Origin of the sequence: Dermacoccus sp. PAMC28757 (assembly GCF_014302635.1) — a bacterium.
In the GTDB taxonomy this organism is placed as follows: Bacteria; Actinomycetota; Actinomycetes; order Actinomycetales; family Dermatophilaceae; genus Dermacoccus; species Dermacoccus abyssi.
Genome location: NZ_CP060292.1, coordinates 3,069,452 through 3,093,339, shown reverse-complemented (window position 1 = coordinate 3,093,339; position 23,888 = coordinate 3,069,452). Strand labels below are relative to the sequence as shown.

Below are 23,888 nucleotides of genomic sequence, written 5' to 3'. Positions count from 1 at the left end.
CCTCAGGCTCTCCGGCCGGCCCCGCCTCGACCTCGGTCTAGGTGGGGGCGGCCGCTGACGTCTCCAGGGGCGTTGCGCGGCGCGCTCGCCGGGTTCGCCGGGCTTGGGCGAGGGAGTCAGCCGTGAGGACGACGAGGGCGATCCAGACGAGGCCGAAGCCCACCCAGCGTCCGGCGCTCATCATCTCGCCGAGCACGAGCACGCCGCACAGCAGTTGCATGACCGGCGTCATGAACTGCAGGAGCCCGATCGTCGAGAGTGGGATACGGCGCGCTGCGGCGGCGAAGAGCAGCAGCGGATGGCGGTGGCGACGCCCGACAGGGCGAGCAGCACGGGGTGCCACGAGCCGTTACCGGACCACGTGCTGCGCCCCGTGGCGCCGAGCCACACGAGCATGACCGCCGCGAACGGAGCAAGGACGACCGTTTCTGCGGTGAGCCCCTCGAGCGCGGTGAGGCGCCCGCCGACACGCTTCTTCATCAGTCCGTACGCCGCGAAGCTGAGGGCGAGGCCGACGGAGATCCACGGCGGGCTGCCGTAGTCGACGGCGAGGTACACGCAGGCGATGACACCGATGGCTACGGCGAGCCACTGCATCCGACGTAGCTTCTCGCCGAGCACGAGCACCCCGAGCATGACGGTGACGAGCGGGTTGAGGAAGTAGCCGAGCGCGGCTTCGGTGACGTGTCCCGTCGTCACGGCGAGGACGTAGACGACCCAGTTGATCGCGATGAGCACCGCTGCGATCGAGATGGCGCCGAGGCGTTTGAGATCGCCGAACAGGCTCCTGAGGAAGCCGAGATGACGTGTGACGCCGAGCAGGACGACGCACAGCAGGAGCGTCCACAGGATGCGGTGGGCGAGGATCTCCCACGGCCCGGCAGGGATGAGGGCGTGGAAGTAGAGCGGGAACATGCCCCACGCGAGGTACGCGAGGAAGCCGTAGAGCGTGCCCTTGCGTGTCTCGTCCTCGTTGCTCACGAAGCCCGTCCCTTCATCACCCCGTCGCTCCGGTTTCGGGGCGAGACCTCATTCGATCACGCCGCCCGAACCGGCCGACGGGGGTGTTCACGCTGCGGCCTCAGCCGTCCTGCTCGCGCAGACGGTGACGCAGCCCGGAGGCGCGCAGGATCGGCGTCTCCACAGCGAGTTCGACGGCCTCACGCGTGCCGACGACGGTGAGGCGCTCTGTCGCTCGGGTGAGAGCCGTGTAGAGCATCTCGCGGGTGAGCAGGCGCGAGCCGACCGGCGGCACGATGACGGTGACGTGCTCGGCCTGGCTTCCCTGGGCCTTGTGCACGGTCATGGCGTGCATCGTCTCGAGGTCGCCCAGGCGCCACGGCGAGAACGTGCGCACGCCGGAGGCGGTTTCCATCGCGGCCACGAGCGCGGTGCCCTGGCGGATGATGACGCCGCTGTCGCCGTTGAAGAGCCCGAGGGCGCGGTCGTTCTTCGTCACGATGACCGGGCGCCCCACGTACATGGCGTACGGCGTGACGTCGGGGAACCGCTCGGCGAGGGCGTTCTCGATGAGACGGTTCCACCGCGCCACACCGAACGGCCCGGTGCGGTGCGCCGCGAGGAGCCGACTTGCGCGAAGCTGCGCGACAGCCGCCTCTGCGTTGCCCGTGGCCGCGACCTCGCGCAGCCGGGAAGCGGCCTCGACGAGGTGAGGCAGCATCGTGAGGTCGGGGGCGTCGGTCTCGAGGAACTCGACGCCGTCGTCCGGGCTGTCGATGGCTGCGAGCACACGCTCCGAGGACGGCGGGACAGTTCCTTCGCCGCCGTCGGGATGGTCGCCGGTCGGCTGCGCGAAGGCCTCCGCCACCGCTGCGCGACCCTGCGTGAGGCGGTGGTGCGTGGCGAGCCGGATCACTCCGGTGTCGAGCCCGGCGACGAGGTCGCCGAGCACGGAACCCGCCTCGACGCTCGCGAGCTGGTCCGGGTCGCCGACGAGCACGAGGCGCGTGTTCGGCCCGAGCGCTTCGAGCAGGCGTGCCATGAGGCTGAGCGAGATCATCGACGCCTCGTCCACGACGACGACATCGTGCGGGAGCGGATTGCCCCGACCGTGGACGAACCGTTGGGAGTTGGTGCGGTCGTAGCCGAGCAACCGGTGGAGCGTGAGCGCGTCGTTGTCGGCGAGCACGTCCGCTTCGCGCAGCGATTCGGCCATGCGTGCCGCGGCCTTGCCCGTGGGGGCAGCGAGTGCGATGCGTGTCGCGTCGCCGAGGGCTGCTCGGGCGGCCACGAGCATCGCAGCGACCGTGTAGGTCTTACCCATGCCGGGACCACCGGTGAGGACTGTCGTTGCGGACGTGAGTGCCGAGTCCACTGCGGCGCGTTGGGCGTCGTCGAGGGCGCCCCCTTCGAGAGCCGCACCTGCGCGCCGGAGAGCGTCGTCGTCGACGGGCGCAACACCGCGTGAGCGCAGGAGACCGGCGACGATCACCTCGTCGCGGAAGTAGCGATCGAGGTACGCCAAGCCGTACTCGAGGTGCACGACACCCTGCCCGACGAGGGGACCGGTGCGCAGGTCGTCTGCCAGCTGGTGCGACGACGGTGGCGCGACGATGTCGGCGAGCGTGATGGTCGGTGCCTCGGTGTCGTCGTCGAGCGAACGGTCCCGTTCGGGTGTGAGGCGGCCGATTTCGTCGAGTGCGAGCGCGCTGGAGCCCTCGCGCACGGCGCGCACGGTCAGCGCGAGCGTGGCGATCTGCCACGTGTCGGTCGGCGCGTCGACGAGCCGGGCGACGCGGCTCGCGACAAGGGCATCGCCCTCGGTGACGAACGCCGCCGCCCTGAGCGTTTCGAGCGGAGTGCCGTTCGGTGTGTCGCCGCCCGGCTCTGCGGAACGCTCGCCGGGTGTGGTCGGCAGCTGCGTGTCGGTCATCGGACACCACCTGCCCGTACCCCGTCGACGGCGTCGGACAGCGCGACGACGAGTGTCGCCGGCGGCCGCCAGGTGAAGACTCCGCACGGCGTGCCGTTCTCGCGCGGCGTGTCGGGGCCGGCCATGCCACGGACGTAGAGGTACATCACGCCTCCGAGATGCTCGTCGGGGTTGTAGCCGGGCAGCCGCCAACGCAGGTAGCGGTGCAGCACGACGGAGTACAGGATCGCCTGCAGCGGATACGACGAGTGGTTCATCGCCTCGACGAGCCGCGACGGCGCGTAGTCGGCCAGCGTCAGCGCCGCGTCGACATCGCCGAGTCGGTTGGTCTTGTAGTCGACGACGAAGTAGCGGCCACCATGACGGAAGGTGAGGTCGATCGAACCCGTGAGGTAGCCGCGCAGGAGCTCATCGCCGAGTGCCGAGGTATCGAGCTGATCCGCATAGGTGCGCAGGGGGTCGCCTTCGTCGAGGTGCTTGCGCAGCAGCGGAGCGAAAGCGCGCAACGTCGATGACGGGTGGGGCTCCTCGCCGCCGGAGAGAGGGAGCTCGAAGTCCATCTCGGGCAGTCGATCGGTGGAGACGATGTCCCGCAGCGTCACGTCGTCGGCCAGGGGGCCGAAGGGCGTGTGCATGACGGCGACGAGGGCGTCGGCGAGTGACTCGACCTCGACATCCGCGGGCCAGCGCATCTGCTGCTCGAGGATGTGGGCCCGCAGCTCGTCGCGCAGGTCCGCGGCCTGGAAGTCAGCCTCCTCGAGCACGCCGTGGACGAGGGAACCGAACGTCGCGCCCATCGGCTGATTCGCCATGGGGGAGGAGATCTCGCTGCCCGGCATGTCCGGGGACGGCGGCGTCGCGAGTTCGACGTCGGCGTCCTCGTCGAGGCGGACGGCGAGGTGCTCGGGTTCGCTTGTCACATCACCGACGGCGGCGAGTTCGTCGGCGGCCTCACCGGCGGCGGAGAGCGCCGAGTAGGACGTACGGCGCCAGGCGCGATCGACGTCCGCGTCGTCGAAGGTGTTCACCGCAAGCCGCGCGTCACCCCGCCTGACCGTGATGTGCGGAGGAACGGTGTTGGGGTCGATTTCTTGGACGGTGAACGCGCCGTGCTTCGCCCAAGCGGCAAAGACCTCGCGGACCCGGTCCACCTTGGGGGTGCCGTTCTGTTCCGTGGTGGTGAGCCACTTCTCGGATGCTCCGTCGGCGCGCTCCTGAAGGAGCGCATCGAGGGCCTCGGGGCCGTTGGCCTGCCCGAAGAGCAACCGGTGCAGGGCGCTCTTGGACGTGTTCTGCTTCGTGCCGGCCCACCACAGGACGAGGCCGCTCTGCGCCCGCGTCATCGCGACGTACGCCAGACGCATCTCCTCCCCGGTGTTCTCCTCCGTGGCCTCGGGAGCGTTCACCGTCGCGGGGTCGAAGGACAGCTCCCGGCGGTTGTTGCGGTGCACGACCCCCGGAGTCTTGGTCGGCTGGTCGTGCCGGTCCCACAGCGTCGGGGCCAGAACGATGGGGTATTGCAGACCCTTGCTGCTGTGGATGGTCGACAACGTGACGGCGAGGGCGTCGGAGTCGAGGCGCATGATGCGTGCGTCGGCGGTTGCTTTGGCGTCCTGTGCGCTCTGCTCCTGCAGCCAGGCGACGAGCGAGGAGATGCCGGCCTGGGCCGACATCTGCCGGGCCGCGAGCAACTGGGCGCAGTGTTCGATGTCGGTGACGTCGCGTTCTCCGCCGGTGCGGCGCAGGAGGCGGGCGAGCATGCCGCGCGCACGTAGCGCGTCGACGATGCCAGGAACGCCGCCGGAATGGAACCGCGCCAGCAACATGGCGACGAGTTCGGCTGCCTCGTCGACGCCCGAGTCGTCGATCGCGTCGAGGCGCTCGGCGGACCACCCGACGAGCGGCGTGAGGCAGGCGGCCCTGACCCGCTCGGGGCGGTGCGGCTGCTCGAGTGCCATGAGCAGTTCGAGCCACCACCGGCCGGCGGAGCTTCGCAGTACCGACTCGCTCGACATCATGACCGCCGGAATGCCCAACTCGCGCAGGTACTCGCGCACTTCGACGAGCTGATTGTTGGTACGGCACAGGACGGCCAAGTGATGGGGAGCGAGGGGCTCACCGTCGAACGTCGTTTCCCCGGCGAGAAGCTGCGCGGCCCTCGCTGCGACGTCGCGTAGGACGATGGAGCGGGCCAGCCCGACGGCCAGCCCGGACTCGGGAACCCAGCGCAGTTCGACGGGGGCGTCAGCCTGCCCTGGCTGTCCGCCGAGGCGTGAGGTGTGCTGGGCCGCGTCGACGCGGTGCGTCACGATGCCGGGTGAGAGCTGGACACCAGCCATCAGTGTCTGCAGGCTCTCGACGAGCGGAGCGTCGCTGCGGTAGTTCGTCGGCAGCGTGAAGGAGTTGACGGCCGTTTTCGCTGCCGACAGGTATGTCTGTACGTCGCCACCGCGGAAGGCGTAGATGGCCTGTTTCGGGTCGCCGACGAGGATGAGTGAGCGGCCCTTCTCGCCGAATGCGCGGGAGAAGACCTCCCACTGGACCGGGTCGGTGTCCTGGAACTCGTCGACGAGGACGACGCTCCAGCGCTCCCTCATGCGATCACGTGCGGGGGAATTCTCGTCGTTGAGCGCCGAGCGCAGCTGGGAGAGCAGGTCGTCGTACTCGAGGATGCCGCCGCGGCGCTTGCGGCGTGCGTACTCCTCCCGCACGGCACGGCTGAAGGCGATCGCGGTCTCGAGGTGCGCCGGCGGCGGAACCGGGCCGATCTCTGCGGTGCTGTTGTCCAGCGTGGCCTTCGCGTATTTCTGTGTTTCCTCGTAGTCGAGGGTGAAGTTCGCTTCCTTGCTGAACCGGAGGAAGACGTCGTCGACCACCTCCTGGCGCAGGGTCTCGGTGTCCTCGACGAGCGTGGCGTACGGGTCCGAGTCGCCCGCGACGCCCAGACTCTTGAGCACGTAATGGCAGAACTGGTGGATCGTCGCGATGGTGGCGGAGTCGAACGTTGCGAGCGCTCGGGCCAGACGGGCCCGGCGCTGATCCACCGCCTCGGCGCCGCCGCCGCGCAGCGCCGTGACGAGTTCGTCGTCGTCATCGCCGGCTGGTGCGCCGAGGCGGTGCAGCGTGTCCTCGAGCTGGCCGCGGACGCGTTCACGCAGTTCCTGGCTCGCGGCGCGCGAGAACGTGACGACGAGAAGCTCGTCGAGGGGGAGTTCCTCCTCGGCCACGAGCCGGGTGACGAGCGCGGCGAGGGTCCACGTCTTGCCCGTGCCGGCGCTGGCTTCGATGAGTGTGGTGCCCTCCGGGATGGGAGCGGTGATGCTGAACGGCTGCATGACGTTCGGCACGGTGTCGGGCAGCGCGGGCTGGTATCCGCTCATGACGAGAGCTCCTGACGGTGGTCGACGATGGGGCCCCACAGGCGCGGCGCCAGCAGCGTGAAGCGCCCCTGCGCGTCCAGGCGAGCGAGGCTGGCTCGCCCCTCGAAGACACGGCTCCACCACTCGTTGGCGTCTTCCCGGGTGTACTCGTAGCTGCTCTCCCACTCCCGACGAGCCTTCATGAGGCCGCGCTCCACGGCCTTCGCCTCGTTCGGGTTGGCGCTGCGCATCGCGGCACGGTAGCCCTCCACGTACGCAAGGCCGGTCTTGGCCGGGACCGGTAACGGAGCGCGCAGCCCGTAGCCGCGGTTGAGGACGAGTGAGACGAGGCTCTCGCGCGCTTCGGCCGAGTCGACCGTGAGAACGCACGAGCCGCTCCTTCCGCGAACCGCAGCCCGCCAGGTTCGGTCGGGGAAGCAGGCGGCCAGGGCGAGCACTTTGACCCACCCCGAAGCGAGGTGCCGGGCGTTGACGCTGCCGTAGTTGACCACCTGGATCTCGTCGCCGATGACCCCCGGCACCACACCGGTGAGACGCACCGAGGTGCTGGGCGCGCCATCGGCGCTCGGCGGCAGGGCGAGATCGAGGTGGATGTCGTGCGACGTGCGGTCGCCCGGGGGGAGACCGTCGAGAACGCCACGCACCTGCCTCTCGATGGTGGCCGCGTCGTCGCGGCCCGCCTCGAGAAGGTCCGGAGGCAGACTGCCTCGGCGCCTCTCGTCGGCCAGCGCACGATCCAGAGCTCGGCCGGAGAGCACCTGGCGCAGAACGCGGTCACCGACGGCCCACTTTTCAAGGGGATCGAGTTGGATCGGTAGACCGTCCTCGACTTCCTCGGCCTCGTAGGTGACGCCGATCTGCAGGCGCGAGCGCAGGAAGGTGCGTGCAGGGTTCTCGAGGAACGACGTGAGGTCGTCGAGCGTGACGTCGGTCGGGGGTGCGGGCGCGAGCGGTTCGGAGAGCAACGCCGGGCGGGGCAGAGGGTCGGCGTGAAACTCGCGCAGGGCCCGGGCTCCCTGGAGCGCGGCGATGTCGTAGGAACCGCCGGGCAGGGGGGAGGCCTCGACGAAGTTACGTTCGTCGAACGCCTGAAGGGGGTGCAGTTGCTCGAACGGCGCCCCCTCGTCCGCACTCTGGGCCGTGTTCTGGGCAGGGGATTCGCCCGTGCCGGTCCGAGCGGCCGCCGAGATGATCTCCTGCAACGGGACGGCCGGTGGGCGGCGGGTGCCGTCACGCTCGTCGAAGCCGGAGTAGAACGCGATGAAGTGCTGCTGTGCCGCCATGAGGGCGTCGAGCAGGAGCTGCCGGTCCTCACTGCGGGCATCGCGTTCGCCGACGAGTGGGTGGCGGGCCAACACGTCGTCGCCGTCGACGACCTGAGCGCGCGGGAACGTGTCGTCGTCGAGACCGAGCAGGACGACGGCCTTGTGCGGCACCGAGCGCATGGGCGTGAGCGTGCAGACACTGACGGCCCCGTTGCGGAAGTTGCTGCGCGTGCGGCGCGGACCCCAGCGCTGCTCCAGCATGACGCGCACATCGGTGATGCGAAGCGCGGCACCCGATGCGGAGCCGGTTTCGAGGAACGACAGTTCGCGTTCGAACTCGGCGCGCTGCCAGGCCATGTCACGAGCGGGTGCAGCGACGGCGAGCACGTTGCGCCGCAGCCACGCGAACCACTCCTCGGGAGTGAAGCTCGCCCGCGGCAGGGCGGGGTCGACGGCGCTCACGCGGCGGATCTCCCACGCCGCTTCGCTCACCTTCGTGAGGAGGGCGACGAAGGCCTCGGCGACGGCGATGTCGGAGCTTCCGAGATCGTCGACCGGGACGAATTGCGACGCCGCCGCGTCCGTGTCAGCGCTCATGGCGACGCCCAGGGCCAGCCGGTCGAGGGCCTGCGCCCAGGTGTTGTTCTCAAGGCCGCCGAGGCTGTACTCGCCGCGATGCTGGGCATCGAGACCCCAGCGAGCCTCCGTCGTGCGGACCCACCGGGCGATGCGTTCGAGCGCGTCGGTGTCGAAGCCGAACTTCTCGGCCACCGCGGGGAGCCCCGCGAAGTCGAGCACCTGCGAGGCGGTGACGCGGCTCGTCACGAGTTCGACGAGACGCTGCGCGGCTTCGGCCAGCGGGTTGGTGGCCGAAACGGCGCGGTCCGCCAGTTGCACGCGTAGACGCCGGCCGGGGTGGTGGTCGTGCTCGTCGACGGCCGCGAACGTGGCCTTGATGAGCGGTGCGTACGTTTCCACGTCGGGGCACATGACGACGATGTCGCGCGGCTCGAGATTGCCGCCCTCGGCGCTCACGAGCCACAGGAGCGTCTCGCGCAGTGCTTCGACCTGACGGGCAGCCCCGTGGCACACGTGGATCTGCACCGAGCGATCGTCTTCGGGCACGCTCGGCACCGACGACGGCGCTCGGTCGGCGCGGATGTCGTCCTGCATGAGAGCGAGGCGGGTCGGCGTCGCCCGAGAGGCGTCGCGACTCTCCCCACCGCCAGAATCGGTGGCATCGACGACACTGCGTGCCAGCAGAGCCGCCTCGACCTCACGGATGTCACGGCCCAACGTGGCGAGCAGCGGATGCGCGGCCGCCTCGGCGCTCGCATCATCCCGGCGGGCGACGATGCCCTGCGGGTTCTCGGCCAGCGCGGCCCAGAGGGCCGGGCTCGGGTGCGGCAGCCACACGTGGACATCGCACACCTGCCCGAGGGCCTCGAGCAGGTCGAGCATGGCGGCCGGCATGCGCGTGTAGCCGAAGAAGGAGACGCGTTTCGGCAGGTCGCTCGGCGCCGTGCCCGCCCGCAGATCGGCGAGGGTGCGGTCGAGGCGCTGGACGGGGGAGGCGTCGGCGCTGCCACATGCCAGGACGCGCTCGACCACGGTGCGCCACAGCGGGGCCTGCCACGCGAGATCAGGATCGACGAGGTCGTTCTCGCGGCCCGCCTCCCAAGCACGCATGAGCTCGGGGCGGTCGTCGGCATACCGGGCGAACAGGCCGGCCACACGGCGCGCCACCGCGTAACGGCGCGACTGCCGGGCACGGTGCCGCCACGGATCCTCACCCGCCCGCACCGCATCGGCACCGAGATGCCGCGCCAGAGCCTCGAAGCCCGAGCGTGAGACGCACTCGTCCATGGCTGCGAGCACCGCCCACGCGAGGCGGTCGGGGTGCCACGGATCGTCGTTCTCCCGCCCCAACAGGAGCGAGATGAAGGTGTGCGGTGTGCGCACGTCGAGCCCCGCGCAGACGCCGTCGTCACCGAGCGTGGCGCCGAGGCGGTGCGAGAGCCGCTGCGTCAGCCAGCGTTCGACGCCGGCCGAGGGAGCGACGACGAGCTCGCGGGCGAACACGTCGAGCGGTGCCTCGGCAAGCAGCTGCGCGAGCTGGTCGGCGAGGGCCGTGGGATCGTCACGACGATGCAGGATGAGGGCCACGTCGCGACACTAACGCGAGCCTCCGACAACCGCGCCGTTGCGCGAAAAAACTCCGCTCGAACGGTCTGGTGAACCACGGGCCCCTCGAGCCGGGCGGAGGGACGGCGCGTATGGTGCCACGCCCGATGTGTCTCACTGTGAAGACACGCACTCCCAGCCTTTCCGCCCCCGGCGAGTCGGCTCGCTAGGCTTGCCTGGTGAATTCCGGACTCCTGGGCTACCTCGTGGTGCTCGGCGTCACCCTCGGGGGCGTCGGTCTCTTCACGGCTGCCATGGTGGTTCGTCGAGTTCTGGCACCGCGAGCTCCGAGTGGGGCGAAGCTCGCCACGTACGAGTCGGGAGTCGACCCGAGCGGCGGCGACTGGCAGCAGTCGGGCTTCCGCTACGTGGCGTACGCGTTCCTCTATGTCGTCTTCGCGGTCGACGCCGTCTACCTCTTCCCGTGGGCGCTCGTGCTGCGCACCTCCGGGCTCGGCGTCGCTTCGGTCGTCGAGATGGGCATCTTCATCCTCGTGCTTCTCGTCGGTCTGGCCCACGCCGCCCGTCGCGGCGTCCTGAGCTGGCTGTGAGGCGGGTGATCCGATGACGACCGATCTGCCCATGCCCACCGTGCGTCCAAGCGTCGGCGCCGTTCAGGAACACGCCCCCAAGCCGATGCGCCTCGTCCTCAACTGGGGTCGCCGGTACTCGCTGTGGGTCTTCAACTTCGGGCTCGCCTGCTGCGCCATCGAATTCATCGCCGGGTCGATGTCGCGTCACGACTTCATCCGCCTCGGTGTCATCCCGTTCGCTCCCGGCCCGCGGCAGGCCGACCTCATGGTCGTCTCCGGCACGGTGACCGACAAGATGGCTCCTGCCGTGCGGCGCCTCTACGACCAGATGCCCGAGCCGAAGTACGTCATCAGCTTCGGTGCGTGCTCGAACTCAGGTGGGCCGTACTGGGATTCGTACTCCGTGACGAAGGGCGTCGACCAGCTCGTGCCCGTTGATGTCTACGTGCCCGGCTGCCCGCCGCGCCCTGAGGCGCTGCTGCAGGGCATCGTCACGCTCCAGAACCAGATCGCTGAGGAGAAGGTGAGCAGCGAGGGCATCCTTGCCCGCCTCAACCCGTTCGCCGGCCGGGGGCGCACCGCCGCGTCGGTGCAGCGTCCCCTCGTGACGAAGCCCGCCGCACCCGAGGCGGAGACGGTGGCAGAGCCCGCGAAGGAAGGTGCGGCCACCGAGTCGAAGGCAACGCCCGAGCCCGCACCTGCGGACGCCAAGCCCGCCGGCAAGGCGAATCTCAGCGACGACGAGCGCGCCGCCCGCATCGCGGAAGCCCGCCGCAAGGCGCGAGAGCGCAAGGCGGAGAAGGACACCTCGCCGGCCGCCGGGGAAGGCGCGAGCGACAACGGCGGCAAGCCCGCCGCGAAGACCGACCTCTCCGACGACGAGCGTGCGGCCCGCATCGCGGAGGCTCGTCGCAAGGCGCGTGAGCGCAAGGCCGAGCAGGAGAAGGCAGCACAGTCAGGCGGTACCGAGGAAACAGCCGCCGACGTGGCCAAGCCGGCCTCGAAGGCCGACGCTCCAGACGACGAGCGCGCCGCCCGCATCGCCGAGGCGCGCCGTAGGGCGCGTGAGCGCAAGGCGGAACAGGAGAAGGCTGCGCAGACGGGCGACCCCGAAAAGGCCCCCGACAAGGCACCGACGACGAAGGCCGACACCTCTGACGACGAGCGTGCCGCCCGCATCGCCGAGGCCCGCCGTAAGGCACGCGAACGTCGCGCCGCCGAGCAGGCGAAGACCGACGAGACCAAGACGGGGCCGACCAAAACGGAGCAGGCGAAGACCGACGAGGATGGTGAGGGATGACGCGCGACGTCCCCACCCACGACGTCGAGACGTCCGACTGGGTCGAAGCCCATGAGCGTCTGCGCTCGGAGGGCTTCACGTTTTTCGACTTCCTCACCGCCGTCGACGAGAGCGACCGTGGCGAATCCGGTCCCTCCGACGGCAAGCCCGCGGGCTTCGACATCGTCACGCACCTGTACGACATCGCCGGCGGCGCTCGCCGCAGCATCCTCATGCGCACGCGCCTCGAAGTCGACGACCACGGTGCGGGCGCCCCGAGTATCGCCAGCCTCACCGGGCTGTGGCGTGGCGCGGCCTGGCACGAGCGCGAGACCTTCGAGATGTTCGGCATCGACTTCGTCGGCTTCGACGACGGCACGGGGCAGGGCGTGCGCAAGCTCCTGCTGCCCGCGAGTTTCACCGGTACGCCACTGCGCAAGTCGTTCGTCCTCACGGCGCGCGCGAGCAAGGAGTGGCCGGGCATCAAGGATCCCGGTGAGTCCGGCGGCCGTGCGGCAGCCTCGAAGCGTCGCAAGGTCATGGCCCCCGGCGTGCCCGACGAGACGTGGGGGCCGCGATGAGCGTCCTCGAGATCGTCCTGCGCAGCGTTGCCGTGCTCGTGTGCTTCATGGTGCTGCCACTCGTGCTCGGTCAGGCCGAGCACAAGGTGATGGCCCACATGCAGGGGCGCCTCGGCCCGATGAAGGCCGGTGGTTTCCACGGCTGGGCGCAGCTCGTCGCTGACGGTGTGAAGTTCGCGCAGAAGGAGGACGTCGTTCCTCGCGCCGCCGACAAGCCGGTCTTCCGCCTGGCTCCTGCGGTGTCGATGTTCAGCTACCTGCTCGCGCTCGTCGCCATCCCCTTCACGCCGTCCACCGTGGCCGGCGACCTGCCAGCGTCGCTCGTCTACGTGCTGGCCGTTTCCGGCATCGGCACCATCGCGACGCTCATGGCCGGCTTCGGTTCGGGTAACAAGTACGCCATGCTCGGCGCGTTCCGTTCCGCCGCTCAGCTCGTCAGCTACGAGGTGCCGCTCATCCTCGCGTGCGCGTCGTTCGCGATGGCGGCAGGGTCGCTCTCGATCGGCGGCATCGTGCACGCCTGGCACCCGATCTGGCTGCTGTGGCAGCTGCCCGGTGCGATCGTGCTGCTCATCGCGGCCACCGCCGAACTGCAGCGCCCGCCGTTCGACATGCCCGTGGCCGACTCCGAGGTCGTCATGGGTGCGATGACGGAGTACACCGGCCTGCGCTTCGCGCTGTTCCTGCTGTCCGAGTACGCGGGCATCGTCGTCATGTCGGCGCTGTTCGCCGCGCTCTACCTCGGCGGGTGGAACGGTCCGTTCGACGGGGCGCTCGGCTTCGTCTGGATGCTGCTCAAGACCGCCGCCGTCGCGTTCGTCGTCCTGTGGGTGCGCATGAGCTGGCCGCGCCTGCGCGAGGACCAACTGCAGCGCTTCGCGTGGTTCTTCCTCGTTCCCCTTGCCCTGTTCCAGCTGGCTCTTACCGCGGCAGGAGTGATCTACACCGCATGACCGAGCAGAACGCGAACCACGACCACGGCGAGCACGTGCACGAGCACGCTCACCACGTCCACGACCTGCCCGCCTCGGGCCGCGAGAAGGGGCCGATCCGCGGCCTTCTTTCCGGAATGGCCACGACGGCGCGCACCATGACGAAGAAGACGTCGACGCGTCAGTACCCGGACGAGAAGCCGGACCTGCCGCCGCGTAGCCGCGGCGTCATCGCGCTGCTCGAGGAGAACTGCACCGCGTGCATGCTCTGTGCGCGCGAGTGCCCCGACTGGTGCCTCTACATCGATTCGCACAAGGAGACGATTCCCAGCGAGACGCCGGGTGGGCGTGACCGTCAGCGCAACGTCGTCGACCGCTTCGCCATCGATTTCTCACTGTGCATGTACTGCGGCATCTGCATCGAGGTGTGCCCGTTCGACGCGCTCTTCTGGAGCCCGGAGTTCGAGTACGCCTCCGGCGACATCCGCGACCTGCTCCACGAGAAGGAGCAGCTCGGCGAGTGGATGCGCACGGTTCCGGCCCCGCCCGACCTCGACGAGCGTGCCCCCGAGGCGCCCGAGGTCGCAGCGGCGAGCAAGCCCCCACGGGTGGCGCGCCGGAACGTGACGAAGTGACCCGAGCCAACGCGACGACGACGAAAGGAGTGAGCCCATGACCGTGCACGACGCCCTCTTCGGCTGCCTCGGCCTCATCAGTGCCGTGTCGGCCGTCTGCGCCGTAACGACGCGTCAGCTCGTACACGCCGCGCTGTGGCTCACCCTGTGTATGACGACGTTGTCGGGCTGCTACCTCGTGCTAGGCGCCGAACTCGTCGCGCTCGTGCAGCTGCTCGTCTACGTCGGTGCCGTCGTCGTGCTCGTGTTGTTCGCCGTCATGTTGACGCGCGCTCCCATCGGCAAGAGCGCCGATCACGACGTGCCGATGGCCGGCCGGATGGTGGCCCTCGTCATTTCCGCAGCCACCGGTGGCCTGCTCTTCGCCGCCTTCGCGGCAGCCTTCGGGTCGCAGCAGGTCGGCCTCGACGGCGGAACGAACGCCAACCTCGCCGCCAACCTCTTCGGCCGCTTCGCCTGGCCGTTCGAGGTGCTCTCGCTCGTGCTGCTCGCCGCGCTCGTCGGCGCCCTCGCGATGATCGGCACGCGCAAGGACGGTGGCTCGAAGTGATCCACCTCCTCCTGCCCTTCGCACTCGCCGCCGTGCTCGCCGGTTCGGGCGTCTACGGCGTGCTGGCGCGCCGTAACGCCGTGCTCATGCTCGTCGGGGTCGAACTGATCCTCGCCTCGGCGAGCCTCATCCTCGTCACGATGAGCACGACCCTTCCCGACGACGCCGCAGCAGGGCAGATCCTCACGATCTTCGTCATCACGCTCGCCGCCGCCGAGGTGACGCTTGCGCTCGGCATCATCCTGGCCGCGTTCCGACTGCGCGGGCACATCGACCTCACCGAGCGCCTCGACGACGACGCGGCCCACGCGCCCGTCGACGACCGCACCGACGGGCGGGTGACGTCGTGACCGCACACCTCGCGCAGGCCGCCGTCGCCGTCCCGCTGCTCGGCGCGGTGCTGGCTTTCCTCCTGGGGCGCCGTAACGCCGGCGCCTACGCGCTCGCGGCCCTCGGCACGCTCGGTGGCCTCGTCGCGGCGATTCTGCTCGTCGCGCAGCAGCTCACGACGCCGGTCGCCCAGCACCTCGTCACCGTCGGGTCTCTGCCGCTCGGGCCCGCGCTCAAGGCGCCGCTCGAACTGCGGGTGACACCGACCGGCGCGCTCATCGCGGCCGTCGCGCTCTTCGTCGCGACGTGCGTCCAGATGTTCGCGCGCTGGTACCTGTTCTCCGACCCGCGCTACCGCTCGTTCGCCGCCACGGTCTCCGCCTTCACCGCCGCCATGGTGCTCGTCGTCCTCTCCGACGACGTGCTGCTCACCCTCGTCGGCTGGGAGGTCATGGCCTGGTGCTCCTACCTGCTCATCGGCCACGAGAGCAACCAGCCGGGCCCGCGCCGCGCCGCGCTCAAGGCGTTCCTCGTCACGCGCGTGGCCGACGCGCCGCTCGTCGTCGGGCTCGCCGGCCTCGCCATGGGTGCGCGCACGACGCGCATCAGTGAGATCGTCACGGCCTGGAGCACCTCGAACCTCGACGCCCACGGCACCCTGCGCCTCGTTCTTCTGCTCGGCCTCGTGTGCGGTGTGCTCGGCAAGTCCGCACAGCTTCCGTTCACCGACTGGCTGCCCGACGCCATGGAGGGCCCGACGCCCGCGTCGGCACTCATCCACGCCGCGACGATGGTGGCCGCGGGCACCGTCGTCCTCGCCCAGTTCCTGCCGCTCTTGGCCGCCGAACCGACGGCCCGTCTCACCCTCGTCATCGTCGCCGGCGCGACGTCCGTGTTCGCTGCGGTGAGCGCGTTCGCGCAGGTCGACATCAAGCGGCTGCTCGCGTGGTCGACGATCAGCCAGGTCGGCCTCATGCTCCTCGGCCTCGGCGCGCTGGCCCCGGGCGAGGGCGCCGACGCCGCGCTCCTGCACCTCGTCGGTCACGCCTTCTTCAAGTCGCTGTTGTTCCTGCTCGTCGGCTGGCTCGCGGTGGTCGTCGGCTCCACGCTCGTCACCCGGATGACGGGCGCAACCCGTCGGTTGCCGAAGACCTTCGTCCCCGTGACCCTCGCCCTGTTCACGATGGCCGGCCTGCCGCCGACCGTCGCGTTCGTCTCGAAGGACGCGATGCTCGAGAACGCCGTGCGCTCCCAGAGCGACGGACACGTCGAGGGACTCGTCGGCTTCATCATGCTCGCGCTCATCATCGTCGGCACCGCCGCGTACTCGGCCCGCGCGTGGCTCATCCTGCAGCACCGCACCGTCCTCGAACGGCGTGGTGAACGTCAGGTGCTCACCGACTCCCACACGGTGCGTGACGTCGACATCGTCGAGATGCTGCGCAGCACTCCGGAGGTCAACGAGTTCGGTGAGGAGGTCGACCCGATCGAGGAGATCGAGGAGGACGAGGTGCTGCCGCGCCCGGGCGTCTCGGTGCGCCTCGCGCTGTGGCTGCTCGTGCTCGGGGGAGTGTTCGGCGGGCTCCTCGCCTTCACGCGGCTGTTCGACATCGACACGAGTCACCTCAACCTCGCCATGATGGGCGCCTCGGTACTGCTCATCGTCGCCACCGGCCTCGTCGTGCGCATCATGTCGCTCGGCCAGCTCTACGGTGACGCCGCCCGTCGCCTGCCGCGCCACATCCCGCTGGCCGCCTCGCGAGGGTTCGGTGTCGAGACGCTCTACCGCACTCTCGTGACGCGTCCCGTGCTCGCGCTGGCTCGCGGCGTCCACCGCCTCGACTCGGGTGTCGACGCCGCTGCGACGCGCGCGCCCGGTGCCCTCGCCCGCGCCGGCAAGGCTCTCGACGGCGTCCACGGACGACGTCCCGCGACAGGCCTGTCGTGGGTGATCGTCGGCGTCGTCATCGCTTCGATCCTGGGGGTGACGCTGTGGTGAGCCTCGTTCTGCTCGCGGCCGTGGCGGTGCCGCTCGGCGTCGGTGCCGCCCTCATGGCGGGCGACCGACTCGGACGCCCTGTCGGTCACACCGGCGCCTGGGCCGTCGCGGTGCTCGCGAGCGTCGTCACCCTCGCCGCGTGCGTCGCGGCCGTCGTCACGGACGCCCACATCGACAAGCCGTGGGTGCCCGGCCTCGGAATGCGCCTCCACCTGGCCACCGACGGCATCAGCGCTCCGCTCGTCATCCTCGCGGCGGCCGTGACGCTGCTGGCCGTCGCCGTCAGTTCCCGCCAGCGCCCGAAGGGCACACCCGGGCTGTTCTACGGCTGCCTGCTCGTCGTTCTCGGTGGTGCCGTCGCGGCGTTCAGTGTCCGTGACGCGGTTGCGTTCTTCATCGCCTTCGAAGTCGTTCTCGTGCCGATGTGGGTGCTCATCGACCGCTTCGGTGACGCCGCGGCCGACCGCCGTCGTGCCGGGTGGATGTTCGTTCTCTACACCGTCGGCGGCTCGATGTTTATGCTCGCCGGCATCCTCCTGCTCGTTGTCTCGGCGGGCACGAGTGACCTCGAACGGCTCGCCGGTGGTGCGGCTGCCGCACTGCCGTTCCCCATCGCGATGACGGCGGGCGTGCTGCTCACGCTCGGCCTCGCCGTCAAGGTGCCCCTCATCGGTGTTCACTCGTGGCTGCCGCGGGCTCACACGGCCGCCCCGACGGCCGGCTCGATGCTCCTGGCTGCTGTCCTGCTCAAGCTCGGCACGTACGGCTTCATCCGTCTCGTCGTCCTGCCGCTGCCCGTCGCGTGGCGCACGATCGCCCCCGTCATCGCGGTTCTTGCGGTGGTCGGCATCGTCGTCGGGGGGCTCGTTTGCCTCGTCGAACGCGACCTCAAGCGCCTCGTGGCGTGGTCGTCGATCGCGCACATGGGCTTCGTCATGCTTGCGCTCGCAGCCGGTCAGCAGATCGGTCTGCAGGCTGCGCTGTACGGCAACATCGCACACGGCGTCATCTCCGCGCTCCTGTTCGCCGTCGTCGGCGCGCTCAAGGCGCGTCGCGGTGCGGTGGACGTCGACGAACCGATGGTCGGCTTGCGTAACAGCGATCCGCGGCTCGGTTTCGCCCTCGTCGTCGGCACCGCCGCAGCCATCGGCCTGCCCGGTCTCGCCGGCTTCTGGGGTGAGATTCTCGCGCTGTTCGCTGCCTGGGGTGCTCCGCACCGCCCGGGCGCCCTATTCCACGTCCTGACGGCAGTGGCCGCGTTCGGCGCCGTTCTCGCTGCGGCCTACGGCGTGCGTGTGCTGCGTGCAGTGTGGGCCGGGGAGCGCGCGCCCGAGGCCGCTGACGCCACGCTCGGCACGAGCGACGGGGCCACCCCGGCGTCCACAGCCGGTGAGCACGCCGAGGCGAGCGCCTCTGTGGCCACCGAGCGGGTCGTCGGTCTCGAATGGCTCGCCATCGGCGTGCTCGTGGCGGCCGTCTTCGTCCTCGGCGTTGCGCCGACGCTGCTCATGAACGTGGCGGACGTCGACCTGCCGCGGCTGCTCGGAGGCCTCAAGTGAAGATTTCCTTCGACGCCCTCGCACTCGCTCCCGCCGTCGTGCCGATGGTGGGTGCCCTTCTCGTGCTCCTCGTCGACGTCGTTCTGCCCGGGCGAGCCCGCCTCCCGTGGGTGCTCGCCGTCCTGGCGTGTCTCGGCGGCCTCGGCGCACTTATCGTCGGTGCCGTGACCGGCCCTCACGGCACGAGCCTGTGCGACGCCTCGGGCGGCTGCTACTGGCAGGCCGACCAGACCGGCGTCGGTCTGCAGGGCCTGGCGCTCGCCTCCGCGGCGGTGGTCGCGGTGCTCGCCCTCGCCGAGAAGACCAGCGATGTGCCCGGCACGAAGGGCCACCCCGCGGTGCGGGCGATGCTCGTGCTCGCCGCGACGGCCGGCTGCGTCGGCGTCCTTGCGGCCCGTGATCTCGGCTCCTGGCTCGTGCTCATCGAGCTCGCCACGATTCCCAGCGTCGCGCTCGTCGCTCTGCGTGGGGGCCGGCAGGCCGCTCACGGCGCCCTCACCTTGCTCGTGACGGCCCTCGTCTCGTTCGCCGTCCTCGCCCTCGGCGCGGCCGTGTGGTTCGCGGCCACGGGTACGGCGTCGATGACCGGCGACCAGGTGCTCGACGCCTTCGCCGACCCGGCCCGCAAGCCCCTCGTCGTCCTCGCGATGATGCTCGTCATCGCGGGTGTCGGCTTCAAACTCTCCCTCGCTCCGTTCCACGCGTGGACGCCGGAGGCGTTCGAGGGCTCGGGCTCCTGGGTCGCGGCTTTCCTTGCCACGACGTCGAAGGTCGGTGCTCTCGGCGGCATGCTCGTCGTGCTGCGTGCCGCGTCGTCGCTCGGCTCGTCCGCGCTCACGGCGCTCGCCGTCGTCGCGGCCCTGTCGATGACGGTCGGCAACGTCATGGCTTGGCGTCAGGACGGCGCGCTGCGCTTCATGGCGTGGTCGACGGTGGCGCAGGCCGGCTGGGTCGTGCTGCCGATGACGGTCGTCGCCGGTGGTTCCGTCACCGCGGCCGCCGCCTACCTCGCGCTCTACACGATCGGAACGCTCGCTGTCTTCGTCGTCCTGGCGGCCCTCGAGGACGCCCGTTCGCGCGAGCACGAGACGAGGATCGGTGACCTGCGCGGCCTGTTCCGCACCCGCCCGATGATGGCCGCGACGCTCGCGCTCGGCCTTCTCGCCCTGGCCGGGCTGCCGCCGAGCATCATCGGCGTCGTCGCGAAGATCGTGGCGCTCAAGCCGGTCGTCGCCGGGGGAGTGTGGTGGCTCGTCGTCATCGCTCTGCTCAACGCCGTGCTCGGCGTGGCGGTGTACCTGCGCTGGATCGCCGCGATGTTCGCGCCCGTCGCCACCCCCGCGCCCGAGAACGACGACGTCTCCGAGGAGGCAGCCGCTGTGGCGGCGCTGTCGGGCAACGAACCCGAACTCACGCCCTTGCCGCGCCCCAAGAAGGTCTACGGCGTGCTCGCCGCGCTCGTCTCGCTCGCCGTCGTGACGACGAGCCTCGCGCCGAACGTCCTCCTCGCCCTCTTCTGACGCGCTCCGCCGCACAGGCTGTGATCTTTGGCTCGGTCTGTGACCTGCGCCGGTCACAGATCGGGCCAGAGTTCACATCTGGGGCCGACCGCGCCGGAACATCCGCACCCGAGCCTTCGTTGAACCGGACATGCACAGGCATTTCAACGGGCTGAAGACGGCCGCGCTGTTCGGGCTCATCTGGGCCCTGCTGCTCGGCCTCGGCGCGGTGATCGGCAACGGCCGCTACATCGGTGTGTTCGCCGTCATCGGTCTCGCGATGAACTTCTACGCGTACTGGAACTCCGGCAAGCTTGCCATCCGCGCGATGCAGGCCTACCCGGTGAGCGAGACGCAGGCGCCCGCGATGTACCGCATCGTGCGCGAGCTGTCGACGAAGGCCGGCAAGCCGATGCCCGAGCTGTACATCTCGCCGACGCAGGCACCCAACGCGTTCGCCACGGGCCGCAACCCGAACAACGCGAAGGTCTGCTGCACCGAGGGCATCCTCGGCCTGCTCGACGAGCGTGAACTGCGTGGTGTGCTGGGCCACGAGCTCATGCACGTCTACAACCGCGACATCCTCACATCGTCCGTCGCCGGAGCCCTCGCCGGCCTCATCACGAGCGTCGCGCAGATGATGATGTTCTTCGGCGGCGGCTCGAGCAGCGAGAACCGCCCGAACCCCATCGTCATGCTCTTCATGGCGTTCCTCGCGCCGCTCGCAGCGTCGGTCATCCAGATGGCCATCAGCCGCACGCGTGAGTTCGACGCCGACGAGGACGGTTCCAAGCTGACGGGCGACCCGCTCGCGCTCGCCTCGGCGCTCGCCAAGCTCGAAGCGGGAGTCGCCTCGGCCCCGCTCGCGCCGACGCCGCAGCTGCAGAACGCGAGCCACGCGTTCATCGCCAACCCGTTCCGCGCGCAGGACATCTCGCGCATGTTTTCCACGCACCCGAAGACGGCCGACCGCATCGAGCGCCTCGAGCAGATGGCCGGCCAGCGCATCCGGATGCCCCAGCGGTTCGACGGGCCCTACCGGCCCGGTCCGCACCAGGGCTGAGCGTCGAGCGCTGCCTCGATACTGTGATCGCATGAGCGGCGAAGGAACGGCCCGGCGCGCGGAGCGTCGGGATGTTGACGCGTTGGTGGCGCTTCGAGCGGAGATGTTCACCGCCATGGGCGCCGAGGGCACCCGCGCCTGGCAGCCAGAGGCCCGACGCTGGTTCGGCGAACGCCTGGACAGCCCTGACCACGGGTTCTTCGTCGTGGAAGCCGACGGCGAGGTCGTGGCAGGTGCCGTCGGGGCCGTCCGTGACGCGGCGCCTTCACCGGCGGTTCCGCACGGCCGCGACGTTCTCATCAGCAATGTGTGTACCTTTGCCGACCACCGCGGGCGCGGCTTCGGGCGTCAGGCCTTCGACGCGGTGCTGGCGTGGACCAGAGGAACGGGTGTGGGTCGGGCCGAACTCATGGCCACCGAGGCGGGCCGCGTCTTGTACGAGCGCGCCGGCTTCACCGAGGTGGCCTTCCCCGCGATGCGCGTCACGCTCACGTCGTAAGGAACGTTCGAGGAGCCAGCCCGTGAGGCGTTCGGCTTTCGGCGTGTCGCGACGCGTTCGTGCTCCCCTCGACGACTCGGTCGCGGGTGGCAGGATGAGCCCATGACGCTGACCCGTGACGAAGCACGCGAGCGCTCGCAGATCGTTCGCCCCGAGCACTACGACATCGAGCTGGATCTCGACCGGGGCCCACGAGAGTTCGCCTCGACGACGCGGCTGACGTTCACGGCGCAGAACGGTGCCTCGACGTTTGCCGACCTCGACCCGGTGAGCCTCGAGTCGGCGATGCTCAACGGCCGCAAGCTGCCCGTGTCGGCCCTCGAGGGACGCCGTCTGCACCTGACGGATCTCGCCGAACACAACGAACTCGTCGTCACCGCTACGATGCGCTACGGCCGCGACGGCCAGGGGCTGCACCGTGCCGAGGACCCGGCGGACGGCGAGGCCTATGTCTACGGTCACCTCTTCATGGATGCTGCGCCGCGCGTCTACGCGTGTTTCGACCAGCCCGACCTCAAGGCGCCCTACGACGTCACGGTGCGCGCCCCCGGCGGCTGGAGCGTCGTGGCGAACGGAGCGATGCGTGAGGTCGAACCCGGGCTCTGGCGGGCCGAGACGACGAAGCCACTGGCCACCTACTTCGTCACCGTCTGTGCCGGCCCGTTCGCCACGGTGACCGACGAGCACGACGGCATCCGCCTCGGCATCCACGCCCGCGCGTCGCTGCGAGACCACCTCGAAGCGCAGGCGCCCGAGATGCTCACGGTGACGAAGCAGTCGTTCGACCACTACCACTCGCTCTTCGGCATCCGGTACCCGTTCGGGGAGTACCACCAGGTGTTCGTGCCCGAGTTCAACGCGGGCGCCATGGAGAACCCCGGCTGCGTCACGTTCCGCGACCAGCTCGTCTTCACCGGGGCGGCCGGGCGCACCGAGCATCTCGTGCGCGCCAACACGATCAGCCACGAGATGGCGCACATGTGGTTCGGCGATCTCGTCACGATGCAGTGGTGGGACGACCTGTGGCTCAACGAATCCTTCGCCGAGTACATGGCGAACCGGACGCTCGAGGCCGCCACCGAGTTCGACGACGCCTGGGTCGACGTCGCAGCCTCCCGCAAGGCCTGGGGATACGCGGCGGAGCGCTCGCCGTCCACGCACCCCGTCGCGGGGGCACCCGCCGCCGACACGGACACGGCCCTGCAGAACTTCGACGGCATCTCCTACGCCAAGGGCTCGGCCGTTCTGCGTCAGCTCATCCACCACATCGGGGATGACGCGTTCGTCGCCGGGGTGCGCGCTCACCTCGAGCGTCACGCCTTCGCGAACGCCACCCTCGCGGACTTCCTCGAGGCACTCTCGCAGGCGGCGGGACGCGACCTCACCGAATGGGCGCAGGCGTGGCTCGAGACGGCCGGAATGGACACGTTGCGGATCGAGCATGACGGCGACAACGTGGGCGAGATCGCGAGCCCCCGACTCGTCATCACGCCCGACCCGGATCGCCCTGCGACGCGTGTTCACACGGTGCGCGTCGCCGCCTACGACCAGGCGGGCGCCGAGGTGGCCGCCGACGATCTGCACGGCGTGAGCGGGCGCGTGAAGCTGCCGAACATCGCCGCTGCGACGGGAGGCGAGAGCGTTGCACTCGTCGTGCCGAACGCGGGTGACCTCACGTGGGCGGGTGTGGCGTTCGACGACGCGAGCCTCGAGGCCATGGCGGGGGCGCTACCGGGAATCGACGACGCGACGACGCGCGCCATGATCTGGACGGCGCTCGCGCACGGCCTGGCCCGCGCCGAGGTGGCGCCCGAGCAGATCCTCGCGATAGCCGAGGCCGCGCTTCCGGCCGAGACGCAGATGCCCGTGCTCGACGTCGCCACCTCGCTCGCTCTGGGCGCAGTCGTCGGTCGTTTCCTGCCGTGGTCCGAGCGTCCGGCTGCGCTCGCCGGGCTCGCGGACCTTGCCGAGCGCATGCTGGCCGAGGCCGACGGTGAACACGACCCGCGCACCCTCGCGGGCGCGCGCCTGTTGGCCGGTACGGGTGACGCCGGGCGCCTCACGCCGTGGTTCCGGGGAGAAGACCTGCCCGCCGGGCTCGACGGTGACACTCCGTTCCGTTGGCGGGTGGCGCGCCGCCTCGCGCAGCTCGACGCCGTCACGATCGACGATCTCGACGAGGCGCTCGCCGCCGACAACACGATGTCCGGCCGCCTGGGTTACCTCACAGCTCGCGCGTCGTTCCCGGACGCCGCGACGAAGGCGTGGGCCTGGGAGGAGCTCACGGCAGCGCCGAGCGAGGATTCGCCGGCTCACAGCAACTACGAGATGAACGCGCTCGCCTCCGGTTTCTGGCCGGCCGACGACGAGGCCACTCTCGCGCCGTACGTGGAGCGCTACGTCAGCGACATCCCGCGCATGCGGGAGTGGGTGGGGGAGGACGCCCTCGCCCGCGTCGCCTCGCTCGCGTTCCCCGCCGCCCTCGCGAGCGAGGAGCTCGACGTCGAGGTGCGCCGGATGCTCGATCAGCAGCTCCCGGCGTCGGTGCGCCGCTCGGTTGTCGATGCGCACGCCACGATGCGCGAGGTCATCGCCTCCCGCGCCGTCTTCGCCCGCTGACGGGCGGTTCATTTCCGGACAGGACGGGGGAAGACGAACGAGGCCCGACCGCGGAGCAGGGACTCCGGGTCGGGCCTCGCGTCAGCGG

At 70.2% G+C, this 23,888-nt stretch carries 17 protein-coding genes and 1 pseudogene; 13 read left to right on the top strand and 5 right to left on the bottom strand.

Annotation, left to right across the window (positions count from 1 at the left end; all coding sequences use genetic code 11):
* Window positions 1–37: 37 nt before the first annotated feature.
* The 5 genes from H7F30_RS15170 to recC form a co-directional block, all read right to left on the bottom strand.
* Entirely contained in the window at window positions 38–232 is a 195-nt protein-coding gene (locus tag H7F30_RS15170) for a hypothetical protein (RefSeq protein ID WP_370562715.1), read from the bottom strand.
* Window positions 229–981, bottom strand: coding sequence for an EamA family transporter RarD (rarD, locus tag H7F30_RS14670; RefSeq protein ID WP_370562713.1), 753 nt, complete (start codon window positions 979–981; stop codon window positions 229–231). Before rarD ends, H7F30_RS15170 begins: the two co-directional genes overlap by 4 nt.
* A 100-nt stretch (window positions 982–1,081) precedes the next feature.
* The gene (locus H7F30_RS14665) at window positions 1,082–2,893 is read right to left on the bottom strand and encodes an AAA family ATPase (RefSeq protein WP_187035948.1); all 1,812 of its coding nucleotides are present in this window, start codon (window positions 2,891–2,893) and stop codon (window positions 1,082–1,084) included.
* Window positions 2,890–6,273, bottom strand: coding sequence for a UvrD-helicase domain-containing protein (locus tag H7F30_RS14660; protein ID WP_222617817.1), 3,384 nt, complete (start codon window positions 6,271–6,273; stop codon window positions 2,890–2,892). The genes H7F30_RS14665 and H7F30_RS14660 overlap by 4 nt, the downstream gene beginning before the upstream one ends.
* On the bottom strand, window positions 6,270–9,704 hold the full coding sequence (gene recC, locus H7F30_RS14655; RefSeq protein ID WP_187035946.1) for an exodeoxyribonuclease V subunit gamma: 3,435 nt from the start codon (window positions 9,702–9,704) through the stop codon (window positions 6,270–6,272). The genes H7F30_RS14660 and recC overlap by 4 nt, the downstream gene beginning before the upstream one ends.
* Before the next feature lie 197 nt (window positions 9,705–9,901).
* Here recC and H7F30_RS14650 point away from each other — a divergent pair, with 197 nt between their 5' ends.
* The 13 genes and pseudogenes from H7F30_RS14650 to pepN all read left to right on the top strand — a co-directional run bounded on the left by H7F30_RS14650 (window position 9,902) and on the right by pepN (window position 23,800).
* Window positions 9,902–10,273, top strand: coding sequence for an NADH-quinone oxidoreductase subunit A (locus tag H7F30_RS14650; protein WP_047310434.1), 372 nt, complete (start codon window positions 9,902–9,904; stop codon window positions 10,271–10,273).
* A 13-nt stretch (window positions 10,274–10,286) separates the two neighbouring features.
* A pseudogene (locus H7F30_RS14645) lies at window positions 10,287–10,775 on the top strand (NADH-quinone oxidoreductase subunit B); the annotation flags it as partial.
* 776 nt (window positions 10,776–11,551) lie between these two features.
* Window positions 11,552–12,115: an NADH-quinone oxidoreductase subunit C gene (locus H7F30_RS14640; RefSeq protein WP_187035944.1), complete on the top strand. Its 564-nt coding sequence runs from the start codon at window positions 11,552–11,554 to the stop codon at window positions 12,113–12,115.
* A complete protein-coding gene (locus H7F30_RS14635) occupies window positions 12,112–13,068 on the top strand; it encodes a complex I subunit 1 family protein (RefSeq protein WP_187035942.1) in 957 nt (318 codons plus the stop codon). The genes H7F30_RS14640 and H7F30_RS14635 overlap by 4 nt, the downstream gene beginning before the upstream one ends.
* Window positions 13,065–13,682 carry an NADH-quinone oxidoreductase subunit I gene (locus tag H7F30_RS14630; RefSeq protein ID WP_082128608.1) on the top strand — a complete coding sequence of 206 codons (618 nt, stop codon included), beginning with the start codon at window positions 13,065–13,067 and terminating at the stop codon, window positions 13,680–13,682. The genes H7F30_RS14635 and H7F30_RS14630 overlap by 4 nt, the downstream gene beginning before the upstream one ends.
* Before the next feature lie 37 nt (window positions 13,683–13,719).
* Window positions 13,720–14,232 carry an NADH-quinone oxidoreductase subunit J gene (locus tag H7F30_RS14625; protein ID WP_047310432.1) on the top strand — a complete coding sequence of 171 codons (513 nt, stop codon included), beginning with the start codon at window positions 13,720–13,722 and terminating at the stop codon, window positions 14,230–14,232.
* Entirely contained in the window at window positions 14,229–14,582 is a 354-nt protein-coding gene (gene nuoK, locus H7F30_RS14620; protein WP_047310431.1) for an NADH-quinone oxidoreductase subunit NuoK, read from the top strand. Before H7F30_RS14625 ends, nuoK begins: the two co-directional genes overlap by 4 nt.
* Complete coding sequence (locus H7F30_RS14615) at window positions 14,579–16,561, top strand: NADH-quinone oxidoreductase subunit L (RefSeq protein ID WP_187035940.1); 1,983 nt, start codon at window positions 14,579–14,581, stop codon at window positions 16,559–16,561. Before nuoK ends, H7F30_RS14615 begins: the two co-directional genes overlap by 4 nt.
* Entirely contained in the window at window positions 16,558–18,120 is a 1,563-nt protein-coding gene (locus H7F30_RS14610; protein ID WP_187035939.1) for a NuoM family protein, read from the top strand. The genes H7F30_RS14615 and H7F30_RS14610 overlap by 4 nt, the downstream gene beginning before the upstream one ends.
* Window positions 18,117–19,640, top strand: a complete 1,524-nt coding sequence (locus H7F30_RS14605) for an NADH-quinone oxidoreductase subunit N (RefSeq protein WP_187035937.1) — start codon at window positions 18,117–18,119, stop codon at window positions 19,638–19,640. Before H7F30_RS14610 ends, H7F30_RS14605 begins: the two co-directional genes overlap by 4 nt.
* Before the next feature lie 130 nt (window positions 19,641–19,770).
* Window positions 19,771–20,682 carry a zinc metalloprotease HtpX gene (htpX, locus tag H7F30_RS14600; RefSeq protein WP_047310428.1) on the top strand — a complete coding sequence of 304 codons (912 nt, stop codon included), beginning with the start codon at window positions 19,771–19,773 and terminating at the stop codon, window positions 20,680–20,682.
* A gap of 31 nt (window positions 20,683–20,713) precedes the next feature.
* Window positions 20,714–21,181, top strand: a complete 468-nt coding sequence (locus tag H7F30_RS14595) for a GNAT family N-acetyltransferase (RefSeq protein WP_187035935.1) — start codon at window positions 20,714–20,716, stop codon at window positions 21,179–21,181.
* A 102-nt stretch (window positions 21,182–21,283) separates the two neighbouring features.
* On the top strand, window positions 21,284–23,800 hold the full coding sequence (gene pepN / locus H7F30_RS14590) for an aminopeptidase N (RefSeq protein ID WP_187035932.1): 2,517 nt from the start codon (window positions 21,284–21,286) through the stop codon (window positions 23,798–23,800).
* Window positions 23,801–23,888 lie beyond the last annotated feature (88 nt).

What these genes read in the sequence shown, in the direction of transcription:
- H7F30_RS15170 (WP_370562715.1), bottom strand. Translation starts at nt 232, where the DNA reads ATGACGCCGGTCATGCAACTGCTGTGCGGCGTGCTCGTGCTCGGCGAG.
- H7F30_RS14665 (WP_187035948.1), bottom strand. Translation starts at nt 2,893, where the DNA reads ATGACCGACACGCAGCTGCCGACCACACCCGGCGAGCGTTCCGCAGAG.
- H7F30_RS14660 (WP_222617817.1), bottom strand. Translation starts at nt 6,273, where the DNA reads ATGAGCGGATACCAGCCCGCGCTGCCCGACACCGTGCCGAACGTCATG.
- H7F30_RS14640 (WP_187035944.1), top strand. Translation starts at nt 11,552, where the DNA reads ATGACGCGCGACGTCCCCACCCACGACGTCGAGACGTCCGACTGGGTC.
- H7F30_RS14635 (WP_187035942.1), top strand. Translation starts at nt 12,112, where the DNA reads ATGAGCGTCCTCGAGATCGTCCTGCGCAGCGTTGCCGTGCTCGTGTGC.
- H7F30_RS14630 (WP_082128608.1), top strand. Translation starts at nt 13,065, where the DNA reads ATGACCGAGCAGAACGCGAACCACGACCACGGCGAGCACGTGCACGAG.
- H7F30_RS14625 (WP_047310432.1), top strand. Translation starts at nt 13,720, where the DNA reads ATGACCGTGCACGACGCCCTCTTCGGCTGCCTCGGCCTCATCAGTGCC.
- htpX (WP_047310428.1), top strand. Translation starts at nt 19,771, where the DNA reads ATGCACAGGCATTTCAACGGGCTGAAGACGGCCGCGCTGTTCGGGCTC.
- H7F30_RS14595 (WP_187035935.1), top strand. Translation starts at nt 20,714, where the DNA reads ATGAGCGGCGAAGGAACGGCCCGGCGCGCGGAGCGTCGGGATGTTGAC.
- pepN (WP_187035932.1), top strand. Translation starts at nt 21,284, where the DNA reads ATGACGCTGACCCGTGACGAAGCACGCGAGCGCTCGCAGATCGTTCGC.